The following is a 24,429-nucleotide window of genomic DNA, read 5'->3' as shown; positions in this document are numbered from 1 at the left end:
GAAATGCCTGTGATACCTTCACTGACCGTCCCTATCGACCGGACATCTGTTTTTCCTGTTCTTCGATCATTTTCTTGACCATATAACCTCCGACAGATCCGTTCTGTCTTGAAGTTAAGTCTCCGTTGTACCCGTCTGATAACGGTACTCCCAGTTCACTTGCAACCTCGTATTTAAATTTGTCCAGTGCACCTTTTGCTTCTGGCACGGCTGCTCTGTTTGATGAACGACTTGCCATATTCATTTCCTCCTTTTTTGTAACATTTTGTTTTGTGTTACGCTCCTAGTATATGGAGAATAAATTCAGATTACACTGGGAGGTTTTGTTAATTTTAGCATTTTTTATTTTGCAGTAATCTGCATCAGATGAGTATGAAACATTTTAAACTGAAGCATGACACATTTGGTATTCTTTGCATAAAAGCAGACTTTGTGAGAAAACTTAGATCATAATATAAAATCCAAGTCAGGACAATTCTGCAATTCTGGATACACCTACATAAATTTCGGAAATTTTATACCATGTACGGTAATCAACAGTTCCGGTTACCGGAAGACCGAACACCGACTGGAATTTTCTGACAGACGATGCTGTTGCCGGACCATAAATACCGTCAACTGTGATTTTCGGAATTGCCGGGTATGCACCGGCAATGACATTTAGCTGTTCCTGCATTTGCCGGACTTTTGTACCAGAAGAGCCCTGTGAAAGGGTATACCCTGGCCATGAAGACGGAATGCCTGAAATTTCTTCAGCGGTATTGATGTAAATATCATCTCCGTAATAATAGCGGAGGATTTCTGACGGAGAATACCCCTGATCACCAAGTGCTTTAGAACCCCATTGGGTCATCCATTTTGCCACAACCTATAAAGTTATTTCTTCTTATTTTAAGGGAATTCTAAGTCCTCATGTTTGGTGCTGTCAACCGTGATTTATTTCACCCGCAGTCTCTGACCAACATAGATCACATTCGGATTGCTGATTCCATTCAGCTGCGCAACCTTCTGGTAGGAGGTGCCGTATTTAGCTGCAATACCGGAAAGCGTATCTCCAGACTGGACAGTGTAATACTGTGCGGATGAAGCACCTGACTTACCGTTCACGATATTCTGAATCGTATTGTAGTCATACCCGGCAGCTGATAGACGATTCTTTCTGTCGTTTCCATTGCCCCATTTACCGGCAAGAACTTCCTGTGCGATCTGCTCATTTGATTTTCTGGCAAACGCAGCGTTGATCTTGTTCTGTACTTCTGTGTAACGACTACCGAGAACAACCTTTCTTGTGTCACCGTTACCATATTTACCAGCTTTCACTTCGTTCACCAGTGTATCTACGGATGCAGAATAGATATGGTCGATGAAGCTCTGCACTTCCGTATACCGTGTTCCGAGGGCGTTCTTGCGGTTGTCACCATCACCGTACTTGCCCTGCATGACTCCAACAACCAGATCGAGCGTGGATCCGCCCGGAGTATTCACTGTCGGTTTCGGTGTTTCTGCCGGTTTGGTTGTGTTTCCTTTTCCGGCGTATTTGTTCCATGCGTCCTTGTCGCCGTAGAATTTATCCAGATCGAGATTACCGCCCCATCCATTCAATCTACCACAAGAGCTATACTGCCGGATAACACAAGCATAAGCTCCCTCATTCCACGGCTTATCCTGGTATCCTGTGGCGTTCATGTCTGCGTACTGTGCAATCCAGAGTCCGTAATTGCCGATATTGTTGAATTTATAGGCTACAGACTGCGAACAATACAAAAGAGGTCTTACGCCTGTTTTCTGGTATACATAGTCAAGCCAGCTCTTGCACCATGCAAAATCCGAGCTACCGAATGCCGGGTTGCTCTTCCCCTCCCAGTCAAGACAGAGAATTGATTCGCCTACACGTTTTCCGATTCTATCAAGGAAGTAATCTGCTTCTTTCTGGTAATCTCCACCATTCGCATAATGGTAGATACCGAGACACTTTCCGGCGTTCTTAGCCTGTGCGTAAGCTCTTGTGAAATCCGGGTTCACGTAGCCTGTTCCTTCTGTTGCCTTTACGATCACAAAATCGCACGGTACTACACTGAGGTCGATTCCTGCCTGATAACTTGCAATATCAATTCCATTCATTGCCATAATGTTTCTCCTTTCAAAAAGAGGGCGACTATTCGCCCCCTGAATCATTATCTACTTTCACCTGATCTTCCACCTGCGATCGGATGTGTTTCACAAGTGGCTGCATAAATGCCGGGATATTCACTCCCATGTCCTGAATATTTTCTAAAATACTGATAATCTCATTGCAGATCAGCCACATTGCCACGACACATGCCACCAGAAATGTGACTGGTGACTTCCAACCAATTGAAGTTGATGCATATAGAAGCATTTCATCAATAATCGCTCCCACAACTACCAACAGCCACATAGATACCTTTTTGAAAATTCCTCTGATACTTTTATAGGAATTGATATCCTGTGCTCTGTATTTGCTTGCCATAAGTCCGGTAGCATAATCAATCAGATTACATACCACCAGCAGGATCACCGGCACTGCAAGCACTCCAAGAAGCGCTGACAGGAAAGCAAATACTGCTGTAAAAATTGCTTTGATATAGTTTGCCTGTTCCACTTTCATATTCCTCATTCTTTCTTTATGAATTTACCGGCTTTGCTGCTCCGGTATAAGATATCGGATAATCGTATGGATAGTCATACGGATAATCAACCGTTTCCTGGATCTGTACAGAAATCGTAAATTTTTCCCCGGTCGCAACCGTATTTTTGCTTAATTTCACATCTGTAATTTTAAGCATTAAACCACCTCAACTTCTATCCTTGCTTTCCTGATCGAATCCGCAACCGTATAAGTCACTTCCAATATATGTGTTCCTTTTTCTTTCGGAGCAATCTTGCAGTCAAGATAATGCTCATTGATATCGCACTCTCCTTGCACCACGATGTCTGTGTAACGTGCCAGCTCATAAGATGCTGTCAGAATCGTAAATGGCTCATCGTTAGGACTTCGCACCAATAGCTTAACGTGCTTGTCTTCGCCCAGGATAAATCTAATTTTGTTCACAACAACACCCCCTTCCATGTATCGGATAAATTACCTCCACAAAGAGCGGATCTGGCTCTGCGATAACTTGATACTGCTCCGGAACTGCCTCTACAGCATAGTCTTCCGGAATAACTGTAACCTTACAGTCTTCCGGAACAATTTCCACCATATAATCAAGTGGAACAAGTCTTACGCATAGAGTAGCCGGATCAACGATCAACAGCATCTTCGTGCAGTATGCGATATTGCCTGCATCATTTTCTGCCGTCAGCTCCACCACATACATTCCATCTAAATCATAAGGGACCATGGCATTCCACCGGTCCCCTTCAGCTCTTTCGAATATTACTTCTTTTCCATCTATCTTACCGCTTACCTTTACTACCATAGGCGCACCGCCTAGTCGGTAATCTCGACTGCAATAATGAATGTCTTTCCGCAGTCTACTGGATTCGGAGTAAGAGTCACTGACTTAATCACCGGAGCTGACGTATCGACAGTAACCTTACGTGTGACTGTAGTAGTCTTTCCGGCTTTGTCTTTAGCTACGATTGTGATGGTGTTTGCACCCTCAGCAAGAGTCACGTCCTTAGTAAATGTTCCGTCTGTTCCGACCGTTACAGTTGCTCCATTTACCGTTACTGTAACTGGCTTAGATGATACGTCATCTGTTTTACCACTTACCGTTACTGTCTTCTTGTTGGTTATAAGGTTATTTGATGGAGCTGTGATCTGCAGTGTCGGAGGCACTGTATCAACTGTAAATGTTGCTGTCTTAGCTGCAGCTGCATTACCATCGTTGTCGGATGCTTTGACCGAAATCGTATGTGATCCATCTTTTAACGTCGGTGATGTGCATGTGCACTTATATCCACCGTCAATAGCAGTCTTTGTTACCGTCGATACAGCTGTACCATCAACTGTGACTGCAATTGTTCCTGCATTTACTCCGGAGTCTGTATCTTTTACCTGGAATTCGATAGTCGGAGTCGTATTTGTGATATAAGCTCCTGCAGACGGAGACGTGATCGTGATAGTCGGTGCTGTCTTTTCTTTTACACGGAGTTTAAGTGATGCGCCGAGAGTAGCATGACTCTGATCTACCGTGGTAGTATTGCCGGCCTCATCTGTAGCCTTTACTGTTCCGCCAAGAACATGATCCGGCTGATTATAGCTCGACTTACTTGGAGCCGTAACCGTAGCTTCCCATTTCCCGGAGGTCGAATTATAGGTCAGATTGTATGCCTGACCATTAAATATATATTGAACTGTTTTTACTGCCATCTACGCTTCACCTCTACTGCTTGTCTTCTGTTACCAGATCTTCTGCTCCGGAATCAATCAGGACCTCTTTTACCTTGTCCTTTAAAAGTCTCGGTACCTGTGAATAAGTTTTCTTTCCTAACATAATCTGCTGTGCCCATAACATTGCCATCATTTCTTTTCCTCCTGAAATTTGTAATAATATGAATAAAAATAAAATGGTTAATACAATTATCGTTTTACTGATATACCGTTTCAGACATTTCCAAAATGCATCCTTCGAGCATTTCATTTTTCTCCTCCGCTTTTTCGACTCTTGACTGCAGGTCTGTATTTTTCTCTTCTGCCTCTTTAAGTCTTGCCTCCAGAGCTGCTATCCGGCTGTCCGGATCCTCTCCTTCCCGGTACATTAACACACCAAGAATGCCGGCCGTGTACTTCACGATTGCATCGAGCTTTGTGTAGTTTTCATACACAACGGTATCTGCATCCCGTTCGCTCACAGACATTCTCTTAGTTGTTGTCTGATCAGAGAATAAAGTCTTCAGCTGATCCTCGTGTGCTGAAATGGTCTTGATCAGAAGTGCGCCATCCGTCTGCTCAGTGACCTGCTGGATCTGCAGTTCCTGACCATCATTGAATGTGATTTTCATTTTTCTGTTTGCCCCTTTCTTCTTTTTAGAGGGATTCTGAACTAAATAGCAAATTAAAAAATGCAGAGACAACGATGAACAATAATTTAAAAAGTTTATTGTCTGTAAAGCAAGTAACTGTAACAAATAATATAAACGTTGGCGCAGGAAAGGATTTCAATTATTATTTAAAACCGCCTACAGTAAATGGCTACACACCTATTGGAGTAATCGGATATGACCTAGTTGGAGATTGGGATGCATGGGTAAATATCGTGTCCTGTTATTATAACAGTAGTGAGGATCTGCTTTACATAAAAGGACACAATTTCGGAACGGGAACATGTATTGCGTTAGCGAATGTATTTGTTCTGTACAAAAAGAACTAAATTATTTCCATTTTCCGATTATAAGCATATTACATTGTGAATAACACATTCCCTTTTTTACCGAATAAGCTGTAAGTTTATATCCAGTTGTGCTTACTTCATTGACTCCTGTCCAATATAGTTCATTTGTAGTCCCAGGAGATACTATAATCAATGGTGCTTCCTTGAATGTGAATGGAAAATCTACAGCTTTACTAGAAACAAAATATAATCCATACCAACTTATATCAATGTTAGTATTCCATGTGTATTTACACCATACAACAGCATCTCCATTAGAATATTTTATGTAGTTGTATCCGTTCTTTACTCCTCGTTCTACGATAGAAATCAGTTTATTGTTTATGGTTGCAATACTATCGTCCGATTTTGCTAAATTGCTACTTAGTTCAGAATCCCTCCTTTGACTGGTTGATAAAGTTACATATATAAAAGCGCATAACAAAAACACCCGACCAATGCCGAGTGTAAATAAATAAGTTTATTTACTTATGCACTTAAATATTTAAAGTGATGATACCGTACACCTTCCTGATTCACCGTACAGTATCGCATGGTTGTCTCTGACTTTGCGTGTCCCGCAAATATCATAGCCTCCTGCAGAGGCATTCCGCGGTTCAGTGCATTTGTCAGAGCCGTCCTCCGGAATCGATGCGGATGTGCATTTTCTACGCCCGCCTTCTCTCCGATCCGCCGGATGATATCCTCAATTCCTGTTTTCGTCAGCCGGCTATTCGGTTTCTTGCTTCCGACAAATAGCGCCGGATCATTGTCTTTTCTGCTTTCCAGATATTCTTTCAGGTACATGTTGGTTCGTTCATTGATGTACACCGTCCTTTCTTTCGCTCCTTTTCCATATACAATCAGCTCTTTATTCGCATACCGGATGTCTTCCCTGTTAATCTCTGAAAGCTCCGATACTCTGACTGCTGTGCTATATAGGAATTCTAGTAACGCTTTATCCCGAAGACTGCTGCATTTACGCAGCATCCGCTCCCGTTCTTCATCAGTATATGGTTTCCGGATCTTCTTTTCTACTTTTATAGATTCCACCAGCACCATCGGATTTCTCCGAATCCGGTCACGATCTCGCAGCCATCCGAAGAAGCTGCTATACACTGCCCGGACATTCTTTAGTGTCTGGTTTGCTACCTTGCGGATCATTTTATAAGCCCGCATGAATCCAGAAATATCTCCAGAATCTATGTTCTTCACTGGCTTATTGATATAGGTCAGTAACCGAACCAGTTCATACCGATATTGCTTCACTGTCTTTGATGCTTTTCCTTCCAGTGCTTTACTCATCAGAAACTCTTCCAGATCCACTTCCCAGCTCCTGTCTACAACCTGCAGGTCCGTTTCCTGGATTACTCTGCATCCGGTAAATGTCATCTGCAGCACTTCTTTCAGCTCACGTAATTGCATTTCATCTAAAACCGGTTGCATTCTTCGCAATACATCCATTATTTTCGCTTCCATACATTGCTCCTTTTTTGCTTTCAGTATATCAACTGGCGTACTGAATTAAGTAGCAATTTAACCAAAACTAACACTGTTTTAGAGAACAGGAAACCAATATTTATTGATTCAACGGCGCAAGGAACAGCAAATTTGGATACCAATAGCTTTTTGAAAGCTGGCGTTACATATGCTTTCATCGTTATAGTTTCCTCCAATATCAGCAGTGAAAGCTATAAACAGGAAATCGCTTGCGCATTAAACAATGTAAATATGGGAAATAACGGAAACTATTACAAATTAGTTTCTACTTTTACAGGAAAATGTAGCAAAGGCGATAAGCTTCATATTACTTCGTACAAAAATGGAGGCACATGGACTCTTTTTGTGACAAGAGCTATTTTTATACCAGTTAGCTAATTAGCTAAAATAAGCCGTTGTTGCAATCATTACGAATGAGGCACTATCTGTACCGACGATATATACTCCACCATTTTTTATGTATATACGTGCTTGTGTTCCAGCAGGTCCACCATTATGCATAGCTATTGGAATAAGGCACTCAAAATCGCCATAACCATTTGGTGTCATTCCTGACGGGACACTGCCGAGAGCCTGATCGTTTGCAAATTTCCCACCATCTAAAAATCTTATCGATCCAGAAACAAATACCACATGACCTATTTTGCGGAATTTTAGCTTTTCTGAAAGATTATTTGCATTAGTCATATATTTCCAACCAGAATCAGCAGTTGCCGTTTTCAAATTGCTACTTAATTCAGCAATGGATCCCTGCACACTAAACAACTTCTTAACTTCCGTGATATTAAGTCCATTGAGAATGACCTGGTAAAGTGGCATGTCTGCTACAAGATCTCCTGACTGTATATCTCCTGTTGTATAACCTGGTACAGTCGGACTGTTTTCGCTTGGTGTTCCCTGGATTACTTTCAAGGTAAGTGATTCTTCATTTGTACTTGGATCTCTACTGTATCTGGCAACGATAAGGTCTACCCTTTTCATTCCCTGTGATCCATTTGTAATGGTGAGAGAATCGTATGTGTTCTTTTTAATCGATGCAGCACACCCTTGATGCATGATCACACCATCTCTTACTTTAATCTCATTGTTTGACGATACTTCCGCAGTCAACTGTGATCCTGTTTGCAGCACATAAGATTCATTTCCAAAAATTCCAATATTGATATCTCTGTCCTGTTCTGCAGTAACATGTGGACTTCCGGTATATCCTGTAATTATATCCATTAAGACTCTCCTTCCAATTTATACTCTACTTTTTCTTTGCCAGCTGAAATCGTCCATATCTTCCTTCCGATCGGCTTCTTCATGCTGGCACCGGTTAGATAATCTCGGCCACCAACGATGTCTCCAATATCCATACTTCCTTCTATTTTCTCCATCGTCATGTCATATTCCGTCTTATTCTTGGAATTTGTAAGTTTCGCAATTCCATTTTTGAGTAGGTCATCGTATTCTGATCCGGAGCTATCGTAAGTTTCTTCGATTTCATCAATTCCTCGATAGTACTGCGTTTGTCCTACGTTTCCCTTTTCGTCGACATACAAATGGATAACCAGGCGGTCTTTTAACTCTCCTTTTCCAAGGCATACTAAGTGATTCACGCCTCTTTTATTGTCATCCATCGTAAAATTCATGTTCTGATCGTTTGAAAATTCGTATTCCGATGAATAATCTACGATAGGAACAGCCCTTACTCGAACATAGCCCATTTCGTATTTATCGCCTTGAATATACTTGATTTCCAAGCGGTAACCTACGGATTGCAGCATCTTCCTTAAACCTTCATGTAGCGTACAATATCGATCAAACTGATAGTTCGTCAACTGAATGCCTGTATCTTCAACGACTCCGTAGAAAAAGCCCGGAAATGCTTCTTCTACTTTTCCTTTGATGATTTCATTTATTTCTCCGGATGCTATCGCATAATCCTGTCCCTCTTCCGGCTTGATTATTTTTTTCGTCATCATTCCGCGCCAGGTATATCCCTTTACGGTGATACTATTCGCTTTTGTGCTTGTAGTTACCTCCCGAACTATTCCGCCATACTCTGTGTCCGGAACATACACCTGACTTCCGAACTCAACCGTACCATTCCAACCGGATCTCTTAAATTCGATCTCAAAATCATTGATTGAGCTTTTCTCATCTTCTCCGATTTCCATGTCTACATTTGCATTTAAGATATATCCGAGCTCTTTGCCTATCGGATCCGTATAGATCAGTTCCATTCCGGCACGCTCCTTTCTTTGTATACCTTAATATCAAAGCCGAATTCACCACTCCAGTTAAGAGTCAGTACGCCAGACGGAATCAGTGCAAATACGCTTTTGTCTTTCGCTCTTTTTGCGAAAATATTTTGCACAGTTCCATTTCTCAGATGCTTTGTGATCGTCTTCTCTCTGCTGGCGATTAATATATATTCACCTGCTTCTAACGTCTCATAAATCTGATAAGGATAACCGTTTATCAGTATTCTTGGATCAGCGCATGGACCATATATTACCATTTCAAAGTTATTATCTCGGAAATGATCGATAATCCAGTTCTGCGTTCCGGCACTCTTTCTTGAATAATCATAATTATACGTTATCGGATAGTCTAAGAATGTATATGGCTTTCCTTTATTTGCAGAATCAGGATAAAAGCTTTCCTGTTGCTCCATCGACCAGAATGGATACGGGCAGTATATTTCTATCTTGCAATCTGTACGACTATTATTTTCACCCGATACTTCATTGCTTGATTTTTTTACATATCCATCAATGTAGTATTCGCCATAGTAAATTCTTCCTGGAGTCAGATTGACCACATCGTACTCAAAAGCATTCGTAAGCTTATTAAGGATCCGCTTTCTTTCTTTTTCTTTGCCTCTCACGGTAAGAGTAATATCATACATCACCGGTTCTTTTGCAAAAGCATTCACCGTTACACCCATTTCTCTTTCTGTTGTATTAGGTGTCCACTCATAAGCATGGAAATATCCGGAAGTTGCTCTCATTTTGTCTCCGATCAGATTGTATTTTTCTCCATTGGAGCATACATATTTAATCTCGATCATTCAAACACAACCCCCATTTCTCTCAAAGCTCTTGCTACTTCTCTGTCATTTAAATTTATAACTATACTGCCGTCTCCACGTCTGGATGTTGTTTTTAAATATTCCAGTAATGCTTCCAGCTTCTCTGCAATCGTGCTGTTCTGACTTTCAGTGCTGCTTTTGCCAGAAATTGCAAGGTCCATACTTGTTCCAATTGGTTTTTTTACAGACTTCTGAAGCTCTGCTGCCGCATTGGATACTAATGTTGTCTTGCCAATCAATCCATTCGCAATTCCGGTATCGATCATCTCTCCAACATAAGCTCCCCAACGTGACGGTGAGTGAATTCCGAAGAATGCCAGAACATTTTCTTTAAATCCACCAAGAACACCTTTTACAGCATCCCATAGCATATGTGCCGCCGAACGAAGTCCGGATGCGATACCGCTTATGATATTGATTCCAATTCTTCCCCAGTTCTGGCTCGTAAAAGCATTCACAATTGCGCTGATAATTGCCGGTATCTGTCCAACCAAATTCGGAATGGCACGTATCAAACCTGCTGCCAGCTTAGCGATAATTGTAATACCACTCTGGAGAATCTGCGGAAGATTCTGACCAATTGACGCTACAAAACGCACGATTGCAGTCACTGCTGCCTGGGTGATCTGTGGCAAATTGTTTATGATTCCATTTACTAACCTTAAAAGCAGTCTTGCACCTGCGCTTAAAACAGTTGGAAGCATAGAAATAATCGTGTTGACAAAATACGTGATCACATTTCCTGCCATCGTTATTACTTGCGGTAAATTTTGCAAAATTCCGTTGACGATGTTGCTTATAAAATCTACACCCTTCTGCAATAAAGTCGGAAGCTGCTCCTGAATTCCGATATTAAACTGATCCATAAGCTGCATTGCGCTCTGATAAAGAGTCGGTATTCCTGTTGTGATTCCGCTTGCAATTTGTGGAATCAGTCCAGACACTGCAGCAAACAGTTGTGGACCAAGTGCCGTTACAAATGTAACGATTGCTGATGGAAGTGCAGATATAACATTCCATACTGCCGGAAGCAGATTTCCAGCTGCAAAGGTTATGATCGTATTCGCCAGTTCATTAAGTGCCGGTCCTACATCCATTCCCAGAGCAATTTCTCCCATTACATTTTTAGCCGCTGCTTTCATCTGGTTGAACGATCCAGATATAGTCGTTGCCGCTTCTTTTGCTGTCGTTCCGGTAATATCCAACTGTCCCTGGATCACGTGAATTGCGCTGTAGACATCTGATAGATTGTCAATATTGTATTCCACGCCACTGATTTTCTGTGCATCTGCCAAGAGACGCTCCATCTCCGACTTTGTACCACCATATCCAAGCTTCAGGTTGTCCAGCATTGTATAGTTCTGTTTGGCGAATCCCTGATATGCATTTTTGATGTCTTCCATATTGGTTCCCATCTTATTTGCATTATCAGACATGTCTACCATTGCCATATCTGCCACATCTGCAGCTTTGGAGGTGTCGCCAGCAAGGGAACTAAGAAGGCTCGCAGAAAAGCTTGTGGTGAGTTCCATGTAGTCATTTGCACTCATTCCTGCTGTTTGGTAAGCTTTTGCCGCATTTGCTTTCACTTTATCGGCAGAATCTTTAAATAATGTTTCAATTCCACCAAGGCTCTGTTCCAGCGCCGCGCCTTCACTGATGCTTGCTGACAGAGCTTTCCCGATTGCTGCTGTGGCAATAACCTTTTTGATCATGCCAACCATTTTCCCGCCAAAAGAACTTCCAGCAGAATCTGCTTCCGGCTCTATTTCTTTTTGAATTCTTCCCTGAATTCCTACCGCTGATGGTATGATCTGCACATACGCTTTTGCAAGTTCTGTAGCCATCTTATCCCTCCTTTCCCGTCAATCTTGCCCATTCTCTGTCGAAATCTTCTCCGGAATCAAACGTCTGAATTTCTTTGGATTTTTCCGTTCCATCACCTATGGTCATTCCAAGTAATGACTTCGGACGGTTTATCCCAGTCGCTCCATCCTCGGATTGTAACCAGGCGGTCATACGTGTTCCATCTGCAATTGCTGCCATAAGAATTTGTTCCGGTATAGGATCTATCCCTACCATTTTCATTTTGATTCTTGAATTTTCCCTCAACCCACAAGAAAAAGTCGCTACCATTCTGCACGGTAACGACTTATAGTCATAAATATGATATGTTTCTGCAAGATCACACAAAAGTGCGTCCTTATCTAAATTAAGCATGTAGGCGAGGGCTAAGAGTTTTTTCCTTCTTTTATATTTCCGAAAATTTCTCCAATTTCATTCATCATTTCCGACGCCGGTACCCTTCCGTTCTCCATTCGTAAATGTTCTTTCAAACGTTCTTTCTGTTCTGTTCCAAGAAGACGGTTTAATACGCTGATTGTTTTTGTCATGTCTCCTTCATCCATTTCACATAGATCTTCCAGAAGTTCATAATCATCCAACGCCGCTTCATCTAACTCATACTCAAAACCACTGCTTGTTTTTCCCTTCATTATTTCTTATTCCTCTTAATATATTCGTAATGTGTCTGTCCGTCCGCATCCGGTACTGCCGATAACGTTGTCTCGTATCCAATCGCATCATCGTCCTTATATACAATGTCTCCGACTTCCGTAATGCTTGCACACGGAATAACGATACGCTTCACTGCGTCTTTCAGAATCATATCCACAGCCCACGCATTCTGTTCCGCTTCATCTGCATTTACTTTTACCGTAATCCCTTCCTCAAGTGTTCCGGTAACATTATCATCTCCGTAAACACTCTTCAGGACCTCTACATTCAAGGCTTCGATCATCGTAAACTTAAAATTATCTTTCTTACTGGTCTGCATATTCAATACAGTGTCGCCGCCCCAAGCATTTTTGTTGTCAGTTTCCGGACTATTAGAATTAGTGAGTCCATCCTCCGAGCAATATCCAAGTGACTTAAATGCTGCATCTAATGCTGTGGTTGCATCTGTTGGCAATGTTGTTCCGAGCGGTGCTCTAAAAATCGCGCCACCTACTTTCGGCTTACCTGTACTTACATTTTTAGCATCTGACATTTTTATCCTCCTTCATCAGAAATGAACCATATCATATACAGCCTGATACCGATATTTCTTCCTTGTTGTATCCGTATAGTTGTAGTCGCTGTTAAGCTGGCACTTACTGATATCATCCATTTCAACAATTTTTTCCATTGCTTCTTTCACTCTTTCATTGAGTGATGCCGCCCCATAAAGGGATCCTGAATAAGACTGGATAGCAAGAGTTGCTGATGCAATATGATTTTCTTTGCCAGATCCAGTCTTTTCAATCAGTACATATTCCTCCGGAAGTCCCGGTTCTTCTTCCATCCTTACCGGAATATCAAGCTTGTCTTCCAGATATTCTCTAACTTTTTCCTCGATCATTTTTTCTACCCATTGCTTTCAGCAAGCTATTGTTTCCGTCGTCTCCATTTATTTTTACAACCGCTCTTGTTTGCGCAACATACGACTCTTTCTCTGCATCTGATGATATTTGATTTGCCTGTTCCAGTAAAATTGCCTGCATCTCTGCAGATTTCATCAACTCTCTTACACCGGATCGATTTAACTCAACTTTCGTTTTAACCATAACGCTCCACCATCCATCTCTGATTCCATCTTCCTGGAATATTTTCTTCAATTCCTTGCTGTGGGAATCCAATTACCCGCCATGATGTGCCAAAAAAATCCACTCTGCAGTCTTGCCAGTCGTGCGTATCTCCTTTTGGAATTGCGATATTGTAGACTGCTTTTTTTCCAGTAATATTAAGCATATCCAGCACTTCTGTTGTCGATGCCGGAGCAACCAACACGTCTTCCACGGTCACAGGTGTCTCTGTATATATCGGATGTCCGAATGTATCTGTCCCACTTGCGGTCCGTTCGTAGAGCTTCACCGGTATTCCTTTAATCATTAGCCTCTTCCTCCTGCATCAAATCCGAATATGGATTAAAATAGCCAATTCGATTCCCGACACCAAGGATTTTCTTATCCAATTTAGTCAGATACAATTCGCCGCTTCCATTTGCATTTGTCCAGGTCTGCGAATATACCATTGCTGTCGTAGTTGTCTGTGTCGTTCCAATAGGTACACCTTCCTCTCTGCTTCCGAGTGTCCGGATAACCATATTACATGACACTAATTTCTTTGCCTCGTCTGTAGCATTGCGGTTATATGCATCAATGATAATCGCGGCATCCTCCAAGAGTGCCGTTACATAATCTGTATCCGAAATATCTGTTCCTTTTCGTTTCCAAATATCCTCGATTGATGCGTATATCATTGTATCACCTACTTTTTCGCTGTTTGTGTTCTCTTTCTGGTGTTCTTAGCTGATGCCTCTTTCTTTGCTTCGACTGGTTCTTCTATATCTGGAATCTCTGAGTCTTCTGTCGGTTCTTTGAGTTCTTCCACAGGTTCTTCTGTATTTTTAGCTTCTGTAACTCCTGTTTCTGTTTCGCTATCCTCGATCAAATCCTCGGTTTTTTCTTCAATAATCGGCTTAAACATTGTGGAGTCTAACACATCGTCAGACTCCACTACTATTCCAGTTTGTTTGTATAAATATTTCATATTACTCTTCCGCCTTCACGATCTTTGTAAATGCTGCCTGATCCATGATTCCAATTCCGTATACAATTTCTGCACGGATTGCAATCTGGTTCTGTCTCTGCAGGTCTCCAAGCCCATCCGGATCACCGTATTCGATCAAGTGAGCGCCAATTGATCTCTGCACTCCCCATCTGAACGCATCAAACTGTCCTACGATTCCAAGTAACTTCGTATCCGGTGTGATTTCATTTTTTGCAGAAACTGTATCAGATACTGCCACAGTCATTCCGGCAAAATTTGTCAGATTCTGTCCGAATCCAATTTCCGGATAAATCTTTCTTCCATTCGCATCCCTCATAGTGGAAAGGCCAAAGGAAAGTGTTGGATCCATTGCAATACCACTCGGTACATAACCAGATGAGATGATCATTCCTGCTGCCGCCTCGATTGCTTCATCATACTTTGTGCCTGCAAGCTGCACACTCTGTTTCGTGTCAACCAGCCCTTCTTTTACAAGGCTTGATACCGTTCCTGTAAGCGGATTGATTTTGTGAATTCCAACAAGATCCAATGCTCTTCCTAGTGCGATTGACGCATTTGATGCCAGATCCTGCAGTACGCCGATCTGTACATCTTCGTCTGCCCACTGTACTTCCTGCGAAAATCTCATGGTAACCTGCAGTTTGAACGGATTTACTGTTTTAGAAGCATATGCAGTTGGGGTTGGCGATTTCTGCCCTGCCTCTCCTACGAGTTCTGCTTTCGGTGGCGATGTAAGTACCCACACCTGCTGCTTTCCAAATTTCTGCGGTCTTGCTCCGGATAACTGCGCCAGAGTAGATCCTTTCTGTGCTTTTTCAAAAATCCCCTGCGAAATCTCTGCCGGAATTTCAAAATCTGAACTAATAAGTGCTGCCATATTCTTTATTCTCCTTTACCAAAAATCTGATGTGCAAATTCCCTCATTGCATCATCCGTTGAGTTGTATTCTGTTGTCTTTTTTCTGTTCCCCTTAGTCCCCGGATAACTCTTCGGCTTCGCAAATTTCATAATCGCTTCTGCCTGTTTTTTACAGGTTTCCTCATCTTCCCCTGTCAGTAATTCTACCGGTACACCAGTGTCTTTTGCTGCTTTTTCTCTTACCTGTCTTACAGTGTCTTTCTTTTCAAGTGCGCTTAATCTTGCCTGAAGCGCATCGGACTTTTCTTTTTCCTTCTGAAGTTCCGTTTTATTCTGCGCCTGGTACTCATCGTACTTACTTGCCTTTTCTTTCAGGTCATCATAATCTGCATATTTCTGTCTTTCTCTCGCAAGGCGTCCCTCTATGATTGAATCCATTTCTGCCTGAGTAAATGTTTTGTCATCTGCCATCTTGTTTCCCTCCTGATTTGAGTGTTTTTAGTTGCCACGTTTAAGGCACGTGTTGCCATAAAAATAAGACGCGTAACCCTGCGCCTTAAAGGGAGATATCTGGATCACCGCCTTTCCTATTCTGCAAATTTCCAATCCTCTGACAGCATATCAGCCTGGGACGCTAACCATCCCATCTGAACACCAGATGTTCCGCAGAATGCAATAGCCATGTTTCCGATGACATCATGCTCACAATTTACAATATCCCCATCTTCTGTTTTATATGAAATTCCGGTTGCAAGCTGGATGTACTGTCCCTTTCCATTCCAGCCTTTACGTGCCACTTTCATTCCACGTTTCAGATATTTAATTGCTTCTCCAAATGAAAACAGAGCTTCTCCGCCCAGTTCCGGACAATTTTCTCCGTCTGCCAGTACCCATTCATCAGAACAGATATTTCCAAATGTATAATCTGGAATCTTTGTCTCTCTGATATCCAACTCTTCGCCATCTTTTGTGTGCATGATAATAGTCTGTTTCTCTTTTGACCAAAACCAATAACCGCCCCAAGATGGAATTTTCACTTTGCTACCCTGCTTCATTCTTTTAAATGCCTCGTCAAATCTCATGTTCTTTCTTCCTTTCTTAAAAATGAGTATAAAAATACCACCAACCGTTTCCGATCAGTGGCTTTTAATACCATATTACCGTTTTTTCTTTTGGTGGATTATCCATCTTTGCAATCCTTTTCAATTCTCGCCTCACGTGTGGTGCTGCAAACATGCTTGTATTTTCATGCTCTACAATCTCTCCATCCGGAATTCGTATTTTCATAAAACCTGCCGGTTCTTTTCCCTCTGTTACTGTTCTTGCTCCCAAGCCCAGGCTTTTACTTTTTCAAACGCTTCACTAACCTCTTCCGGCACGTTTTCAATTTTCCCATCATGAATATGATTGACATACGGTTCGTATACTTTCATTAACTTTTCTATCTCATCCGGATACTTTATGAGTTTCATTCTCTCTATCTCCTGTTATAAATCAACATATATTCTGCTTCCGTTTCATCATATCGTCCTAATTGATATTGTTGATATGCATAATCGCTTATTTCACTTACATTATCCTGCGTAATTCCTAATGCGTCAAGATTTTTCTTTGCCTTTTTGCACAGTTCTTTCAGATATTCACTACGGTTTTCTTTGGTAATCTCCCAACCCACTTTTCGGAATTCTTCTGCCTGTTTCATATGCCACATTTCATGCCTTTCAACAGCATCTTTTCCACCAGCTAATTTCTGTATTTCCTGCTTTGCTATTGACTGACTATAATATACTGTATTTGTACACGGATCATACAAACCAAGGGCATTTTTCAGTTCATCATCTGCCAGAATCACAATTGTTGGCTTCCGTTCGCTTGGAACACCATATTCTTTCAAGGCCTTTTCTGTGTTCTGATTAATTGCATTCAATGCTTTTGGCTTTATCTGTGCTTGATCTGATATATACATAGATGTATCATAGCTTTCCACTTTTCTAACCGAAACCGCCACTTCTTTGCCACCTCTGGTCAATGAAATTTCTTCTGCTTTTCCTCTTTTAACCTTTCGGTAAGCCTGTTCTGCATACAGTTCTCTCTTCCTCGCATTAATAGCCTCTTTATTCTCTTTGTATCTCATCCGGCGCATGGCATTGATGTCACCGCCTGCTTCCTGATACTCCTCCAGATGCTTATCCGGATCATATCCTGCAACCGTGCTTTTTCCATCAAACCGGACTGCATATTCGCAATCGCAATGCGCATGAATGTGTTCCGCGTGACCATTTCTAAGAGCTTTCTTTGACATATTCTGCCATCCTCTTGACGCAAGCGTAATGCAGAAAGCGCAGGTATCTCCGTGTGGTACCCAGGCAAACTGCGCCCCGTCACGCTCTGCATTTTTCAGTGTCGTATCTGCACCTACCTGTTTTACAAGCCTTGCAAGCGTTCCAGGAATATTGTTCGGAGACTGCTTTTTTGTTCCTTTTACTGCTTTCGCCACTTCCCCATAGTCCGGGAGATCTGCTACTTCTGCCGTAGGGACTATTACTCCCTGTGCCGCCGCTGTCGCTTCATACATCTGACACGATAATGCACCGATAGCCTGTCCATAGTGTTGTGACAATGCATAGGCGTAGTCCAAAAGTGCTTTATCATTTTCCAGTCCATTCTTTTGAACCCAGGACTGCATCAGATCCGCTGCTTTCTGGCTAATCTGTGACATCTTCGTTATGTATTCCACCCACGCCTTCTCCGTTATCTGCATTTCCAAATTCCTCCGTCAAGATAGCATCTCCTTTTGCTCTCTGTTCCTGCGCTCTGATTCGCCGGATATCCGCCTGATCAAAACCAATCATTTCAAGGAAAATATCTGTCTGTGCAAATCCTTGTCGCGCTGTCGCAATTTTGAGTGCTGCATCTGTAGTAGATGCCACGCTTGGCATTGCCGGATTCTTAAAATGTGCAATCAGCTCATGTGTTTCTTCCGGAAGCTCATCCGGAATCGTTCCAAGTTCAATTGCAAGTGCCATCCGTCCAATCCGATACAATGCATCACCATTTGATTTATTCAACTGTTCTGCCATAAGGATCAAGGTCTGTGACTGTGCAATAATTGCTTCACTGGAAGTCGGATTTGCATCATTTATCACACCAACATCCGTAACCGCCAATCCCGTTGCCGCTGAATACTGTGTAGCAAGCATCCGGAGCATCTGAACATGTGGTTCAATATTTCCCTGCGAAAGTTGCCCGAAATTCGGCTTTTCCCCAGTCTCCGGATTGTTTGTACTGTAGAGAATACTTCCAACATACTGTTTGAATTTATTATCAATCAGCATATCATATTGTTCATCTGACACCCCGAGCAGATACTTCTGTGGAGAAGTTGCAAATTCCAGTCCAATCGTTGCATTTGCGACTGTTCTTACATATCCCTGGATTAGCCTGCGGATCGGCTCTTTTAGCCTTGACTGACCAAATGGTTTATCGTTTGTTGCGTCCCAGATCAGAGCCACCATAAGGGGTTCTCCGAAATCATGGGGATTCTGCGTAGCATACCATGTACCTCCAATCCGATCCAGTTCCCAGATGTCTGTGTCTGTATAGAAATTTACGTGTTCCGGAGACCATGTAACATCCGACTCGTCTCTTCGCGCATCTTCAAAGGCAAATCCATATCGGATGCGTCCTTCGTGTGCATTCCACGAAGCTGTGGCGCAATGCGGTGAGTAAAAACGTACTCTTGCATCATCTTCCTGTCCAGATACTGCCGCAAATGCACATCCATATTTCAACTCTTCTTTAACCGCTTTATTGTATTCTGCAATCAGATGGTTCCTTTTCATGATCTGATCCATATCTTCTGATTTTGTTCCATTTTCCGTAACAAAGCCATCAAACATTGATCTACCGGCAAGCACGTCTACCGTTTTTGCACCCCAGGCGCATCCGATTTCGAGTCTTCCAAGACCCGAAGGTAGTGCAATTCCCAAATTTACCTCATTCAACGTGATTTTCCCGTTGTAATATCGACGTTTTTTTCGATTTGTACTTCGGTGATAGTCGTATATATATTTCAATTCTTTCAGCCACTCTTGTTCTTCCGGTGGTAATCCTTCTACTCTTCCAAAATTTAACTCCATTATCCTATCCTCATCTTTCTGTTCGGATTTCGTTTCGATGTTCTGCATCCCCAGAGTGCAAGTGCTGCTGCTTCAATCGGAATCGAGTTTTCTCCACCAAATCCCCAGCCACCGGAAATCGGTCTTTTTACAGACGTAATTGCTGACTCATTCAGTATTTCTTGGTATTTATACCATGTTACAGTCTGTTCATTGATTTCCTGTGATAGCTGACTCGCCGCTGCTATCACTTCTTTTGCTGCCGGCCGAACAATTGACTGCTTATATTTCCACACCGGTGTTATCTTCTCTATCAGGAAGTCAACTCCATTTCTTCCATCGATCACCACACAGCTTGCCATCTTGTATCTCTGATTCAGCCAGTCCGCAAGCCACTGGATTCCTCTGTCCGTTGTTTTAAGCTCGATCAGTGAAATTCTCGCTTCCCCTACCTCTGGACAGACAGCTCCGCATAATGCTACCATCGAACCGTCAAGTGAAAACTTTACACCGTAAGCAGTTTTCCCTTCCGGTTTTTCTTTTTCCGAAGCACATTCTTTCCATTTCTTCTTATCAATTGCATAGTCCTGATCATTGTTGATTGGCGACCACCAGCCGAGACGCTCTCTTGCAAACGTGTCCGCATCCATCTGTTCGCACTCTGCAGCTATGGTTGTTTCTGTCATTCTTCGCCCCAGTGCCGGATTGCAATCCGCCCATCTCTGACGATCAGTAACATCTCCAATCTCTTTCACAGAATATTCTGTCCAGGCTGTGGATTTGCTCTCACCTTCCGTTGCCCGTTTTCTTATCTTCCGGAATACTGTGCCGGTACAATTTTCATCCGGTGGTGTTCCAAGATAAATCGTTTGTGGATTCCTTGACGCTGATATTGCCGGCAAAAAAGATGCCTGCTGCTCGCTTGTCAATTCCTGTGCTTCATCAAACACAAGACAGTCGCCATGCAGTCCTCGACCACCATTCCTTGTTCTGGCAACAAATACTACTCTTCCACCATTTTTTAGAATAATCTGTTCTCTTCCGAGTGCCGCCTTAATTTCTTTTACATACTTACGGAGTCCTCTGCTTTCAAACAAGCCGCGCAATTCCATAAAGGTTTCTGTTGCAGTTTTCTGCAGATGAGCTGTGTATATAACCCATTCTGCATACAGAATCATTCCGGATGCAATCCGTCCGGAAGTATCCAGTGTTTTCCCGTTCTGTCTTGGAACAGATAAGCCACATGTCGGCGCTGACCAAACATCATCCTCTGTACGCCCCATCCAATCATTCAGCACTTCACTCTGCCACGGATCCACAATCAATTTCCCGACCGCAAGCACTTTTACCGCATCGGGGCCATCCGTATAAGCGTAATCCGGAACAATTCTATCGGACGGTGTCTGGCTTCCCATCAGCTTTTCGTGCCGACAGGATTTCTCCGATTTCATCATCGTCTTTCTCCATTCCTTTTATTTCTTCAATTTCTTTGATTGTTTCTCTGTATTGCCTGGAGAGCTGTGGCATTGTCTTTGGACCATCAACAGCATCTTTCGCGCATATATCAATCTGTTTTGCGAGAATCAGTGCTAAATTTTCCAAGCGTTCCAAGCGGCTTCCCTCGCTTGTTACAGTTGCCATTTTCTTAGCTCTTCCCATCTAAATTCACCTTTCAAAAATTTTCCTGTGTGTAAATCGGCGCTGGACAGCGGTGGTCGCCGCCGCCGCGTGGCGGGGTACCCTCCCCACCCTCTGTTTGCACTTCTCACCATTCCCCATCTGTAACGTTCATTTTGGGCTTTTGCTGGCTCCTCTGCATTTCATTCAACGTTTTATTGCTTTTCGCTACGTTGCAACAGTAATGCGCCGGTTGCAGGTTGTTCCAGTCCTGTGCCGCTGCTTCACGTGAGTTATATCCAAACTCACGCCACCTTGACACCGGTTTGATTTCATCTATAACAAAAGACAACGGATGTTTGCTATCGCTTGGTTCATTGTAATGTATGGGGCCAAGCCTGCCTTTACATATCCCGCATTCTCCACCTATTGCTTTAAACCTCGCCCGGTGTTTTCTTCTCAGATTCCCGTTGGCACTTCTTGGGTTCCGTTGTTCCTTCATATCTTTTCCTCTGACGGTTTCTGTATCTGTAATAAGGAGTTCTAAAAAAGTAATTGCAACAAACAAATGTACCGACGTATGAATAAATTCTTTCCAGAGTAAACCGCCAAAACCTCTTTCTGGAATTCATGGCAAAGAAAAAGGCAACAATCTTTCGACTGCTGCCCTGTTTCAATTCTTTACCTGCATATACTATATCACAGGTTGAGTGTCGCATTCTATCGCATATTTAAAATTTTTCAATGCATCTGAATGCTTTTTATGTACATACTGCCAGCAATACCCGGTTCTTGCACAGATTTCTTTCCATCTCATAAGATCTATGTAGTGATAAGTCAGGATATCTTTCTCTGTCTCGTCTTCCATCTGCTCAATTCTTTCCCTGATCTCAGTCCGGATCCTGACTCTTTTCTTCCTCTGTTCCACCATTTTCCGTTCCTGTTCGTCTACTTCTGCTGCATAATCCGACAGATCAGAAAGGTTGCTGCTTTTTGGCAGTCCATCCGCTGCCAGTGCTCCCGGAAGCATCCTATCCAGCTTTAAGCGTTCCAGCTCTTCCTCGATCCGCTTCTCCTGGCGTAATGCTTTGCCGTACTGTTTCAGGTATTCCTTTTTCTTCTCGTTCTCTTCTTTCACTGTTTCCATCGGTATACCCTCCCTGTCTTCCTGTCTCTCAATACTAAGACCTCGAATCCAAGCAGACTTGCTATATCTTTTAATGCTTTATGCGCTTCCTTTACGTGGTGTGGAATGCGGCTTGCATCCTGGATGGCTTTGCCTGCTGTCGGATCACGATATCCTTCCTGGTTTTTATACAATGTTTCATCATCTCCTACTCTATCATTGTCGGAATGAACAGCCCCCATAAGCACCACGCCGATCCCGTCCATTTCATTCCAATAATTACTGTAACTGCCGTAATTATCCATACAAATATCTTTGTATATTTATCTTCCATTATCCTTTATACCTTTCCGGAAGCGGCATCCACGCCACAACCTTATATGGTTCTCCCTGTTCATCGAACCAGACACCAGTCTGGGAATAATACAGCGTTGTTGCCTTATCAGCTCCCTCGATCGTGGTCAGAAACTCCGCTGCATATGCATGCCGGACATAAGCCTCAATAAATTCCCGTTGATCTGGGAGTCTTTCTGTTGTTGGAATCCATCCATTACTCATTATTCTCTTCCTTTCTTCATGAAATCATGATAAATAATATTATCGGTTTCCTTTGGTTTTGCATCCTCCGATTTATCCCAAATATTCCCGATAGCCTTCATCTCACACAATTTTACATAATCTTCCGTTAATGGCATTGAATAGCAAAACGGCTCGCATTTGCTCAGAGCATCCGTCGGAATCGTTTCGTAGTGCCATCCAATTACACTGTCTATTACTTTTTCGCTTTTCGCTTCTATGACGTTAAACTCTCCGAATACTGCTTTTACAAGATCAACCGGATTATCATGGCACATAAGGATATCATTCTCCCAGATCTTCTTTCCATTCTTATCCATGAGTCCAGTGTACTGGCAGATCGTATCCGGATCAACCTCATATATTTCCTGTCTGCTGCCGTCTGATTTCGGCTTGGTATAAATATATTGCATATTACCTGCATTAAAAACCAATCCTTCAACCCATTTACCACTCACCCCGCCCTTGGCTTTAAATAATATTTCTCTACCCATTATCCTTCTTCCTTTCTTTCATGTACTTCAAAATTTCTTTTTTCACCATCTTGGCATATTTTGGATACTCGCATCCAAACATAGCGCATCCATAAAAAACTGTACCATCGCCCGGATCTCCATGATCTACACTCATTTTGCAAGAAGCACACTCTTCAGGACTATGCTCTCTGCAATAATCTCCCATTGCCAGTAAGAAGTCTTCGATCTTAACTTTCATCTAGGCCACCTCTTTTCACGATTTCAATTGCTATATCCATAGCGTGCTCTTCCCTCATTTCTCCATCCCAACATTTATCGAGATATTGGCAATCTGCACACCCCTTATAATTGCAAGCTTCATCAAGCTTTAGCTGCTCTAAGTTAGAGACAACATTCTCCACGTCAAACGCTGTCGGCTGTTCTTCTACCGCTTTCATGCACTCTTTTATTGTCTCGTAGATTTCTTTCTGATTTTTACTGTCATTGCGTCCGAACGGAGCTTCTTGCAAAGCATAATCATTCAAGTGGAGTGCTAGCTTATCTGCATCAATTAGTCTCATCGTCCTCAACTCCTTTGTCGTTTTGTTTTTATTCATCAACTTCCTGTTCAAGTCAATGTGCTTTACAATCTACGCATACCTCTCTACTTGATACTAGACTACCTTCTTTTCGGCAATATGCTCTTTTATCGCCTGCATAATATGGACAATTTATGTTGTAATAAATCATAGCTTCTTCGCTTGCACCACCATCATCAATGTTTGCTCGGTTCAAGCGTGATTCCAAACCGTCCAGCAATAGATTTATCATATATTCCCTATTTGTCATTCTGTTTTCTCCTTATACGGTTCCGGTAACGGCATCCATGCAACAATTGTTTTTGCCGTGTGTTCATAGATTCCTTGAAAGATTCCATTTCCCCAATATCTCATCTCTGTTACTGTTCCGCTGTAAAAGCATACAATTACATCCGTATTATCCTCCGGCATCTTCTCACTGCATGGAATCCACTGTGTTTCTTTTAGTGCATGTATCCCCATTTCAATGGCTTCTACTGTTTCCTCAGTCCAGCCCCATCCAAGATGTTCCACTAATCTATCTATTGCTTGTTGATTATTCATCTTCAGCC

General features: G+C 42.4%; 41 protein-coding genes and 1 pseudogene. 1 reads left to right on the top strand and 41 read right to left on the bottom strand.

The window, feature by feature from the left end; genetic code table 11:
• Positions 1–31: 31 nt before the first annotated feature.
• The 10 genes and pseudogenes from PGR14_RS01515 to PGR14_RS01470 form a co-directional block, all read right to left on the bottom strand.
• The gene (locus PGR14_RS01515; RefSeq protein ID WP_022220917.1) at positions 32–238 is read right to left on the bottom strand and encodes an alpha/beta-type small acid-soluble spore protein; all 207 of its coding nucleotides are present in this window, start codon (positions 236–238) and stop codon (positions 32–34) included.
• 228 nt (positions 239–466) lie between these two features.
• A pseudogene (locus tag PGR14_RS01510) lies at positions 467–856 on the bottom strand (peptidoglycan-binding protein); the annotation flags it as partial.
• Between the two features lie 80 nt (positions 857–936).
• Positions 937–2,127, bottom strand: a complete 1,191-nt coding sequence (locus PGR14_RS01505; RefSeq protein ID WP_270222866.1) for a GH25 family lysozyme — start codon at positions 2,125–2,127, stop codon at positions 937–939.
• A gap of 28 nt (positions 2,128–2,155) precedes the next feature.
• The gene (locus PGR14_RS01500; RefSeq protein ID WP_117835815.1) at positions 2,156–2,629 is read right to left on the bottom strand and encodes a phage holin family protein; all 474 of its coding nucleotides are present in this window, start codon (positions 2,627–2,629) and stop codon (positions 2,156–2,158) included.
• Positions 2,630–2,645: 16 nt separating this feature from the next.
• Complete coding sequence (locus PGR14_RS01495) at positions 2,646–2,807, bottom strand: hypothetical protein (protein WP_172679836.1); 162 nt, start codon at positions 2,805–2,807, stop codon at positions 2,646–2,648.
• On the bottom strand, positions 2,807–3,073 hold the full coding sequence (locus tag PGR14_RS01490; RefSeq protein ID WP_055262293.1) for a hypothetical protein: 267 nt from the start codon (positions 3,071–3,073) through the stop codon (positions 2,807–2,809). The genes PGR14_RS01495 and PGR14_RS01490 overlap by 1 nt, the downstream gene beginning before the upstream one ends.
• Positions 3,060–3,443, bottom strand: a complete 384-nt coding sequence (locus PGR14_RS01485) for a PF13754 domain-containing protein (protein ID WP_270222865.1) — start codon at positions 3,441–3,443, stop codon at positions 3,060–3,062. The genes PGR14_RS01490 and PGR14_RS01485 overlap by 14 nt, the downstream gene beginning before the upstream one ends.
• Positions 3,444–3,454: 11 nt before the next feature.
• Positions 3,455–4,339 carry an Ig-like domain-containing protein gene (locus PGR14_RS01480; protein ID WP_270222864.1) on the bottom strand — a complete coding sequence of 295 codons (885 nt, stop codon included), beginning with the start codon at positions 4,337–4,339 and terminating at the stop codon, positions 3,455–3,457.
• A 13-nt stretch (positions 4,340–4,352) separates the two neighbouring features.
• A complete protein-coding gene (locus tag PGR14_RS01475; protein WP_172676495.1) occupies positions 4,353–4,493 on the bottom strand; it encodes a CD1375 family protein in 141 nt (46 codons plus the stop codon).
• A gap of 64 nt (positions 4,494–4,557) precedes the next feature.
• Positions 4,558–4,971 (bottom strand): hypothetical protein, encoded by a 414-nt coding sequence (locus tag PGR14_RS01470; protein WP_270222863.1) that lies wholly within the window; start codon positions 4,969–4,971, stop codon positions 4,558–4,560.
• 74 nt (positions 4,972–5,045) lie between these two features.
• Here PGR14_RS01470 and PGR14_RS01465 point away from each other — a divergent pair, with 74 nt between their 5' ends.
• Positions 5,046–5,339: a hypothetical protein gene (locus tag PGR14_RS01465; protein WP_270222861.1), complete on the top strand. Its 294-nt coding sequence runs from the start codon at positions 5,046–5,048 to the stop codon at positions 5,337–5,339.
• A 489-nt stretch (positions 5,340–5,828) separates the two neighbouring features.
• Here PGR14_RS01465 and PGR14_RS01460 read toward each other — a convergent pair whose 3' ends face one another.
• From PGR14_RS01460 to PGR14_RS01310, 31 genes are all read right to left on the bottom strand, one after another.
• Positions 5,829–6,818: a tyrosine-type recombinase/integrase gene (locus tag PGR14_RS01460; RefSeq protein ID WP_118199360.1), complete on the bottom strand. Its 990-nt coding sequence runs from the start codon at positions 6,816–6,818 to the stop codon at positions 5,829–5,831.
• 399 nt (positions 6,819–7,217) lie between these two features.
• Positions 7,218–8,063, bottom strand: a complete 846-nt coding sequence (locus tag PGR14_RS01455) for a hypothetical protein (RefSeq protein ID WP_270222860.1) — start codon at positions 8,061–8,063, stop codon at positions 7,218–7,220.
• Complete coding sequence (locus tag PGR14_RS01450; RefSeq protein ID WP_055297003.1) at positions 8,063–9,067, bottom strand: Gp37-like protein; 1,005 nt, start codon at positions 9,065–9,067, stop codon at positions 8,063–8,065. The genes PGR14_RS01455 and PGR14_RS01450 overlap by 1 nt, the downstream gene beginning before the upstream one ends.
• Complete coding sequence (locus PGR14_RS01445) at positions 9,058–9,897, bottom strand: hypothetical protein (protein WP_055297001.1); 840 nt, start codon at positions 9,895–9,897, stop codon at positions 9,058–9,060. Before PGR14_RS01445 ends, PGR14_RS01450 begins: the two co-directional genes overlap by 10 nt.
• Entirely contained in the window at positions 9,894–11,765 is a 1,872-nt protein-coding gene (locus PGR14_RS01440; RefSeq protein WP_055296999.1) for a phage tail protein, read from the bottom strand. The genes PGR14_RS01445 and PGR14_RS01440 overlap by 4 nt, the downstream gene beginning before the upstream one ends.
• Position 11,766: 1 nt before the next feature.
• The gene (locus PGR14_RS01435; RefSeq protein WP_242859467.1) at positions 11,767–11,964 is read right to left on the bottom strand and encodes a DUF5361 domain-containing protein; all 198 of its coding nucleotides are present in this window, start codon (positions 11,962–11,964) and stop codon (positions 11,767–11,769) included.
• Between the two features lie 185 nt (positions 11,965–12,149).
• Complete coding sequence (locus PGR14_RS01430; protein ID WP_242859466.1) at positions 12,150–12,413, bottom strand: hypothetical protein; 264 nt, start codon at positions 12,411–12,413, stop codon at positions 12,150–12,152.
• The gene (locus PGR14_RS01425) at positions 12,413–12,967 is read right to left on the bottom strand and encodes a phage tail tube protein (protein ID WP_055296994.1); all 555 of its coding nucleotides are present in this window, start codon (positions 12,965–12,967) and stop codon (positions 12,413–12,415) included. Before PGR14_RS01425 ends, PGR14_RS01430 begins: the two co-directional genes overlap by 1 nt.
• A 15-nt stretch (positions 12,968–12,982) precedes the next feature.
• Entirely contained in the window at positions 12,983–13,318 is a 336-nt protein-coding gene (locus tag PGR14_RS01420; RefSeq protein ID WP_055296992.1) for a hypothetical protein, read from the bottom strand.
• Entirely contained in the window at positions 13,299–13,523 is a 225-nt protein-coding gene (locus PGR14_RS01415; RefSeq protein ID WP_055296990.1) for a hypothetical protein, read from the bottom strand. The genes PGR14_RS01420 and PGR14_RS01415 overlap by 20 nt, the downstream gene beginning before the upstream one ends.
• Positions 13,516–13,848, bottom strand: coding sequence for a hypothetical protein (locus PGR14_RS01410; RefSeq protein WP_055296988.1), 333 nt, complete (start codon positions 13,846–13,848; stop codon positions 13,516–13,518). Before PGR14_RS01410 ends, PGR14_RS01415 begins: the two co-directional genes overlap by 8 nt.
• Positions 13,841–14,218 (bottom strand): Gp19/Gp15/Gp42 family protein, encoded by a 378-nt coding sequence (locus tag PGR14_RS01405; RefSeq protein ID WP_055296986.1) that lies wholly within the window; start codon positions 14,216–14,218, stop codon positions 13,841–13,843. The genes PGR14_RS01410 and PGR14_RS01405 overlap by 8 nt, the downstream gene beginning before the upstream one ends.
• Before the next feature lie 8 nt (positions 14,219–14,226).
• Positions 14,227–14,508: a hypothetical protein gene (locus PGR14_RS01400; protein ID WP_055296984.1), complete on the bottom strand. Its 282-nt coding sequence runs from the start codon at positions 14,506–14,508 to the stop codon at positions 14,227–14,229.
• Position 14,509: 1 nt separating this feature from the next.
• Positions 14,510–15,406, bottom strand: coding sequence for a phage major capsid protein (locus PGR14_RS01395; protein WP_215633844.1), 897 nt, complete (start codon positions 15,404–15,406; stop codon positions 14,510–14,512).
• Between the two features lie 5 nt (positions 15,407–15,411).
• On the bottom strand, positions 15,412–15,858 hold the full coding sequence (locus PGR14_RS01390) for a capsid assembly scaffolding protein Gp46 family protein (protein WP_215633843.1): 447 nt from the start codon (positions 15,856–15,858) through the stop codon (positions 15,412–15,414).
• A gap of 116 nt (positions 15,859–15,974) precedes the next feature.
• Positions 15,975–16,469 carry a DUF2829 domain-containing protein gene (locus tag PGR14_RS01385; RefSeq protein ID WP_055296978.1) on the bottom strand — a complete coding sequence of 165 codons (495 nt, stop codon included), beginning with the start codon at positions 16,467–16,469 and terminating at the stop codon, positions 15,975–15,977.
• Between the two features lie 64 nt (positions 16,470–16,533).
• Complete coding sequence (locus PGR14_RS01380; RefSeq protein ID WP_156330624.1) at positions 16,534–16,674, bottom strand: hypothetical protein; 141 nt, start codon at positions 16,672–16,674, stop codon at positions 16,534–16,536.
• A gap of 26 nt (positions 16,675–16,700) precedes the next feature.
• Positions 16,701–16,859 (bottom strand): hypothetical protein, encoded by a 159-nt coding sequence (locus tag PGR14_RS01375; RefSeq protein ID WP_156330623.1) that lies wholly within the window; start codon positions 16,857–16,859, stop codon positions 16,701–16,703.
• A 5-nt stretch (positions 16,860–16,864) separates the two neighbouring features.
• A complete protein-coding gene (locus PGR14_RS01370) occupies positions 16,865–18,148 on the bottom strand; it encodes a VG15 protein (protein WP_055296974.1) in 1,284 nt (427 codons plus the stop codon).
• Positions 18,093–19,526, bottom strand: coding sequence for a phage portal protein (locus PGR14_RS01365; protein WP_055296971.1), 1,434 nt, complete (start codon positions 19,524–19,526; stop codon positions 18,093–18,095). Before PGR14_RS01365 ends, PGR14_RS01370 begins: the two co-directional genes overlap by 56 nt.
• Complete coding sequence (locus PGR14_RS01360) at positions 19,526–20,959, bottom strand: hypothetical protein (protein ID WP_156330622.1); 1,434 nt, start codon at positions 20,957–20,959, stop codon at positions 19,526–19,528. Before PGR14_RS01360 ends, PGR14_RS01365 begins: the two co-directional genes overlap by 1 nt.
• Positions 20,895–21,164 (bottom strand): hypothetical protein, encoded by a 270-nt coding sequence (locus tag PGR14_RS01355; RefSeq protein WP_055296965.1) that lies wholly within the window; start codon positions 21,162–21,164, stop codon positions 20,895–20,897. The genes PGR14_RS01360 and PGR14_RS01355 overlap by 65 nt, the downstream gene beginning before the upstream one ends.
• A gap of 106 nt (positions 21,165–21,270) precedes the next feature.
• Positions 21,271–21,624 carry a hypothetical protein gene (locus tag PGR14_RS01350; RefSeq protein ID WP_055296963.1) on the bottom strand — a complete coding sequence of 118 codons (354 nt, stop codon included), beginning with the start codon at positions 21,622–21,624 and terminating at the stop codon, positions 21,271–21,273.
• Positions 21,625–21,816: 192 nt separating this feature from the next.
• The gene (locus PGR14_RS01345; RefSeq protein WP_055296961.1) at positions 21,817–22,269 is read right to left on the bottom strand and encodes a hypothetical protein; all 453 of its coding nucleotides are present in this window, start codon (positions 22,267–22,269) and stop codon (positions 21,817–21,819) included.
• The gene (locus PGR14_RS01340; protein ID WP_173698902.1) at positions 22,257–22,553 is read right to left on the bottom strand and encodes a hypothetical protein; all 297 of its coding nucleotides are present in this window, start codon (positions 22,551–22,553) and stop codon (positions 22,257–22,259) included. The genes PGR14_RS01345 and PGR14_RS01340 overlap by 13 nt, the downstream gene beginning before the upstream one ends.
• Before the next feature lie 28 nt (positions 22,554–22,581).
• Positions 22,582–22,806, bottom strand: a complete 225-nt coding sequence (locus PGR14_RS01335; protein WP_215633842.1) for a DUF551 domain-containing protein — start codon at positions 22,804–22,806, stop codon at positions 22,582–22,584.
• Complete coding sequence (locus PGR14_RS01330; RefSeq protein ID WP_178413915.1) at positions 22,806–23,318, bottom strand: YopX family protein; 513 nt, start codon at positions 23,316–23,318, stop codon at positions 22,806–22,808. Before PGR14_RS01330 ends, PGR14_RS01335 begins: the two co-directional genes overlap by 1 nt.
• Positions 23,311–23,538, bottom strand: coding sequence for a hypothetical protein (locus tag PGR14_RS01325; RefSeq protein ID WP_178413916.1), 228 nt, complete (start codon positions 23,536–23,538; stop codon positions 23,311–23,313). Before PGR14_RS01325 ends, PGR14_RS01330 begins: the two co-directional genes overlap by 8 nt.
• Positions 23,528–23,860 carry a hypothetical protein gene (locus tag PGR14_RS01320; RefSeq protein WP_215633841.1) on the bottom strand — a complete coding sequence of 111 codons (333 nt, stop codon included), beginning with the start codon at positions 23,858–23,860 and terminating at the stop codon, positions 23,528–23,530. Before PGR14_RS01320 ends, PGR14_RS01325 begins: the two co-directional genes overlap by 11 nt.
• Positions 23,861–23,912: 52 nt before the next feature.
• Positions 23,913–24,128: a hypothetical protein gene (locus PGR14_RS01315; protein WP_215633840.1), complete on the bottom strand. Its 216-nt coding sequence runs from the start codon at positions 24,126–24,128 to the stop codon at positions 23,913–23,915.
• On the bottom strand, positions 24,125–24,421 hold the full coding sequence (locus PGR14_RS01310; protein ID WP_215633839.1) for a DUF551 domain-containing protein: 297 nt from the start codon (positions 24,419–24,421) through the stop codon (positions 24,125–24,127). The genes PGR14_RS01315 and PGR14_RS01310 overlap by 4 nt, the downstream gene beginning before the upstream one ends.
• Between the last annotated feature and the right edge of the window lie 8 nt (positions 24,422–24,429).

The sequence above is a fragment of the Coprococcus sp. AF99-45 genome (genome assembly GCF_027663865.1).
Classification (GTDB): Bacteria; Bacillota; Clostridia; order Lachnospirales; family Lachnospiraceae; genus Allocoprococcus; species Allocoprococcus comes.
Note: the sequence above shows the minus strand (reverse complement) of the source record. Positions and strands in the feature narration are given on the sequence as shown.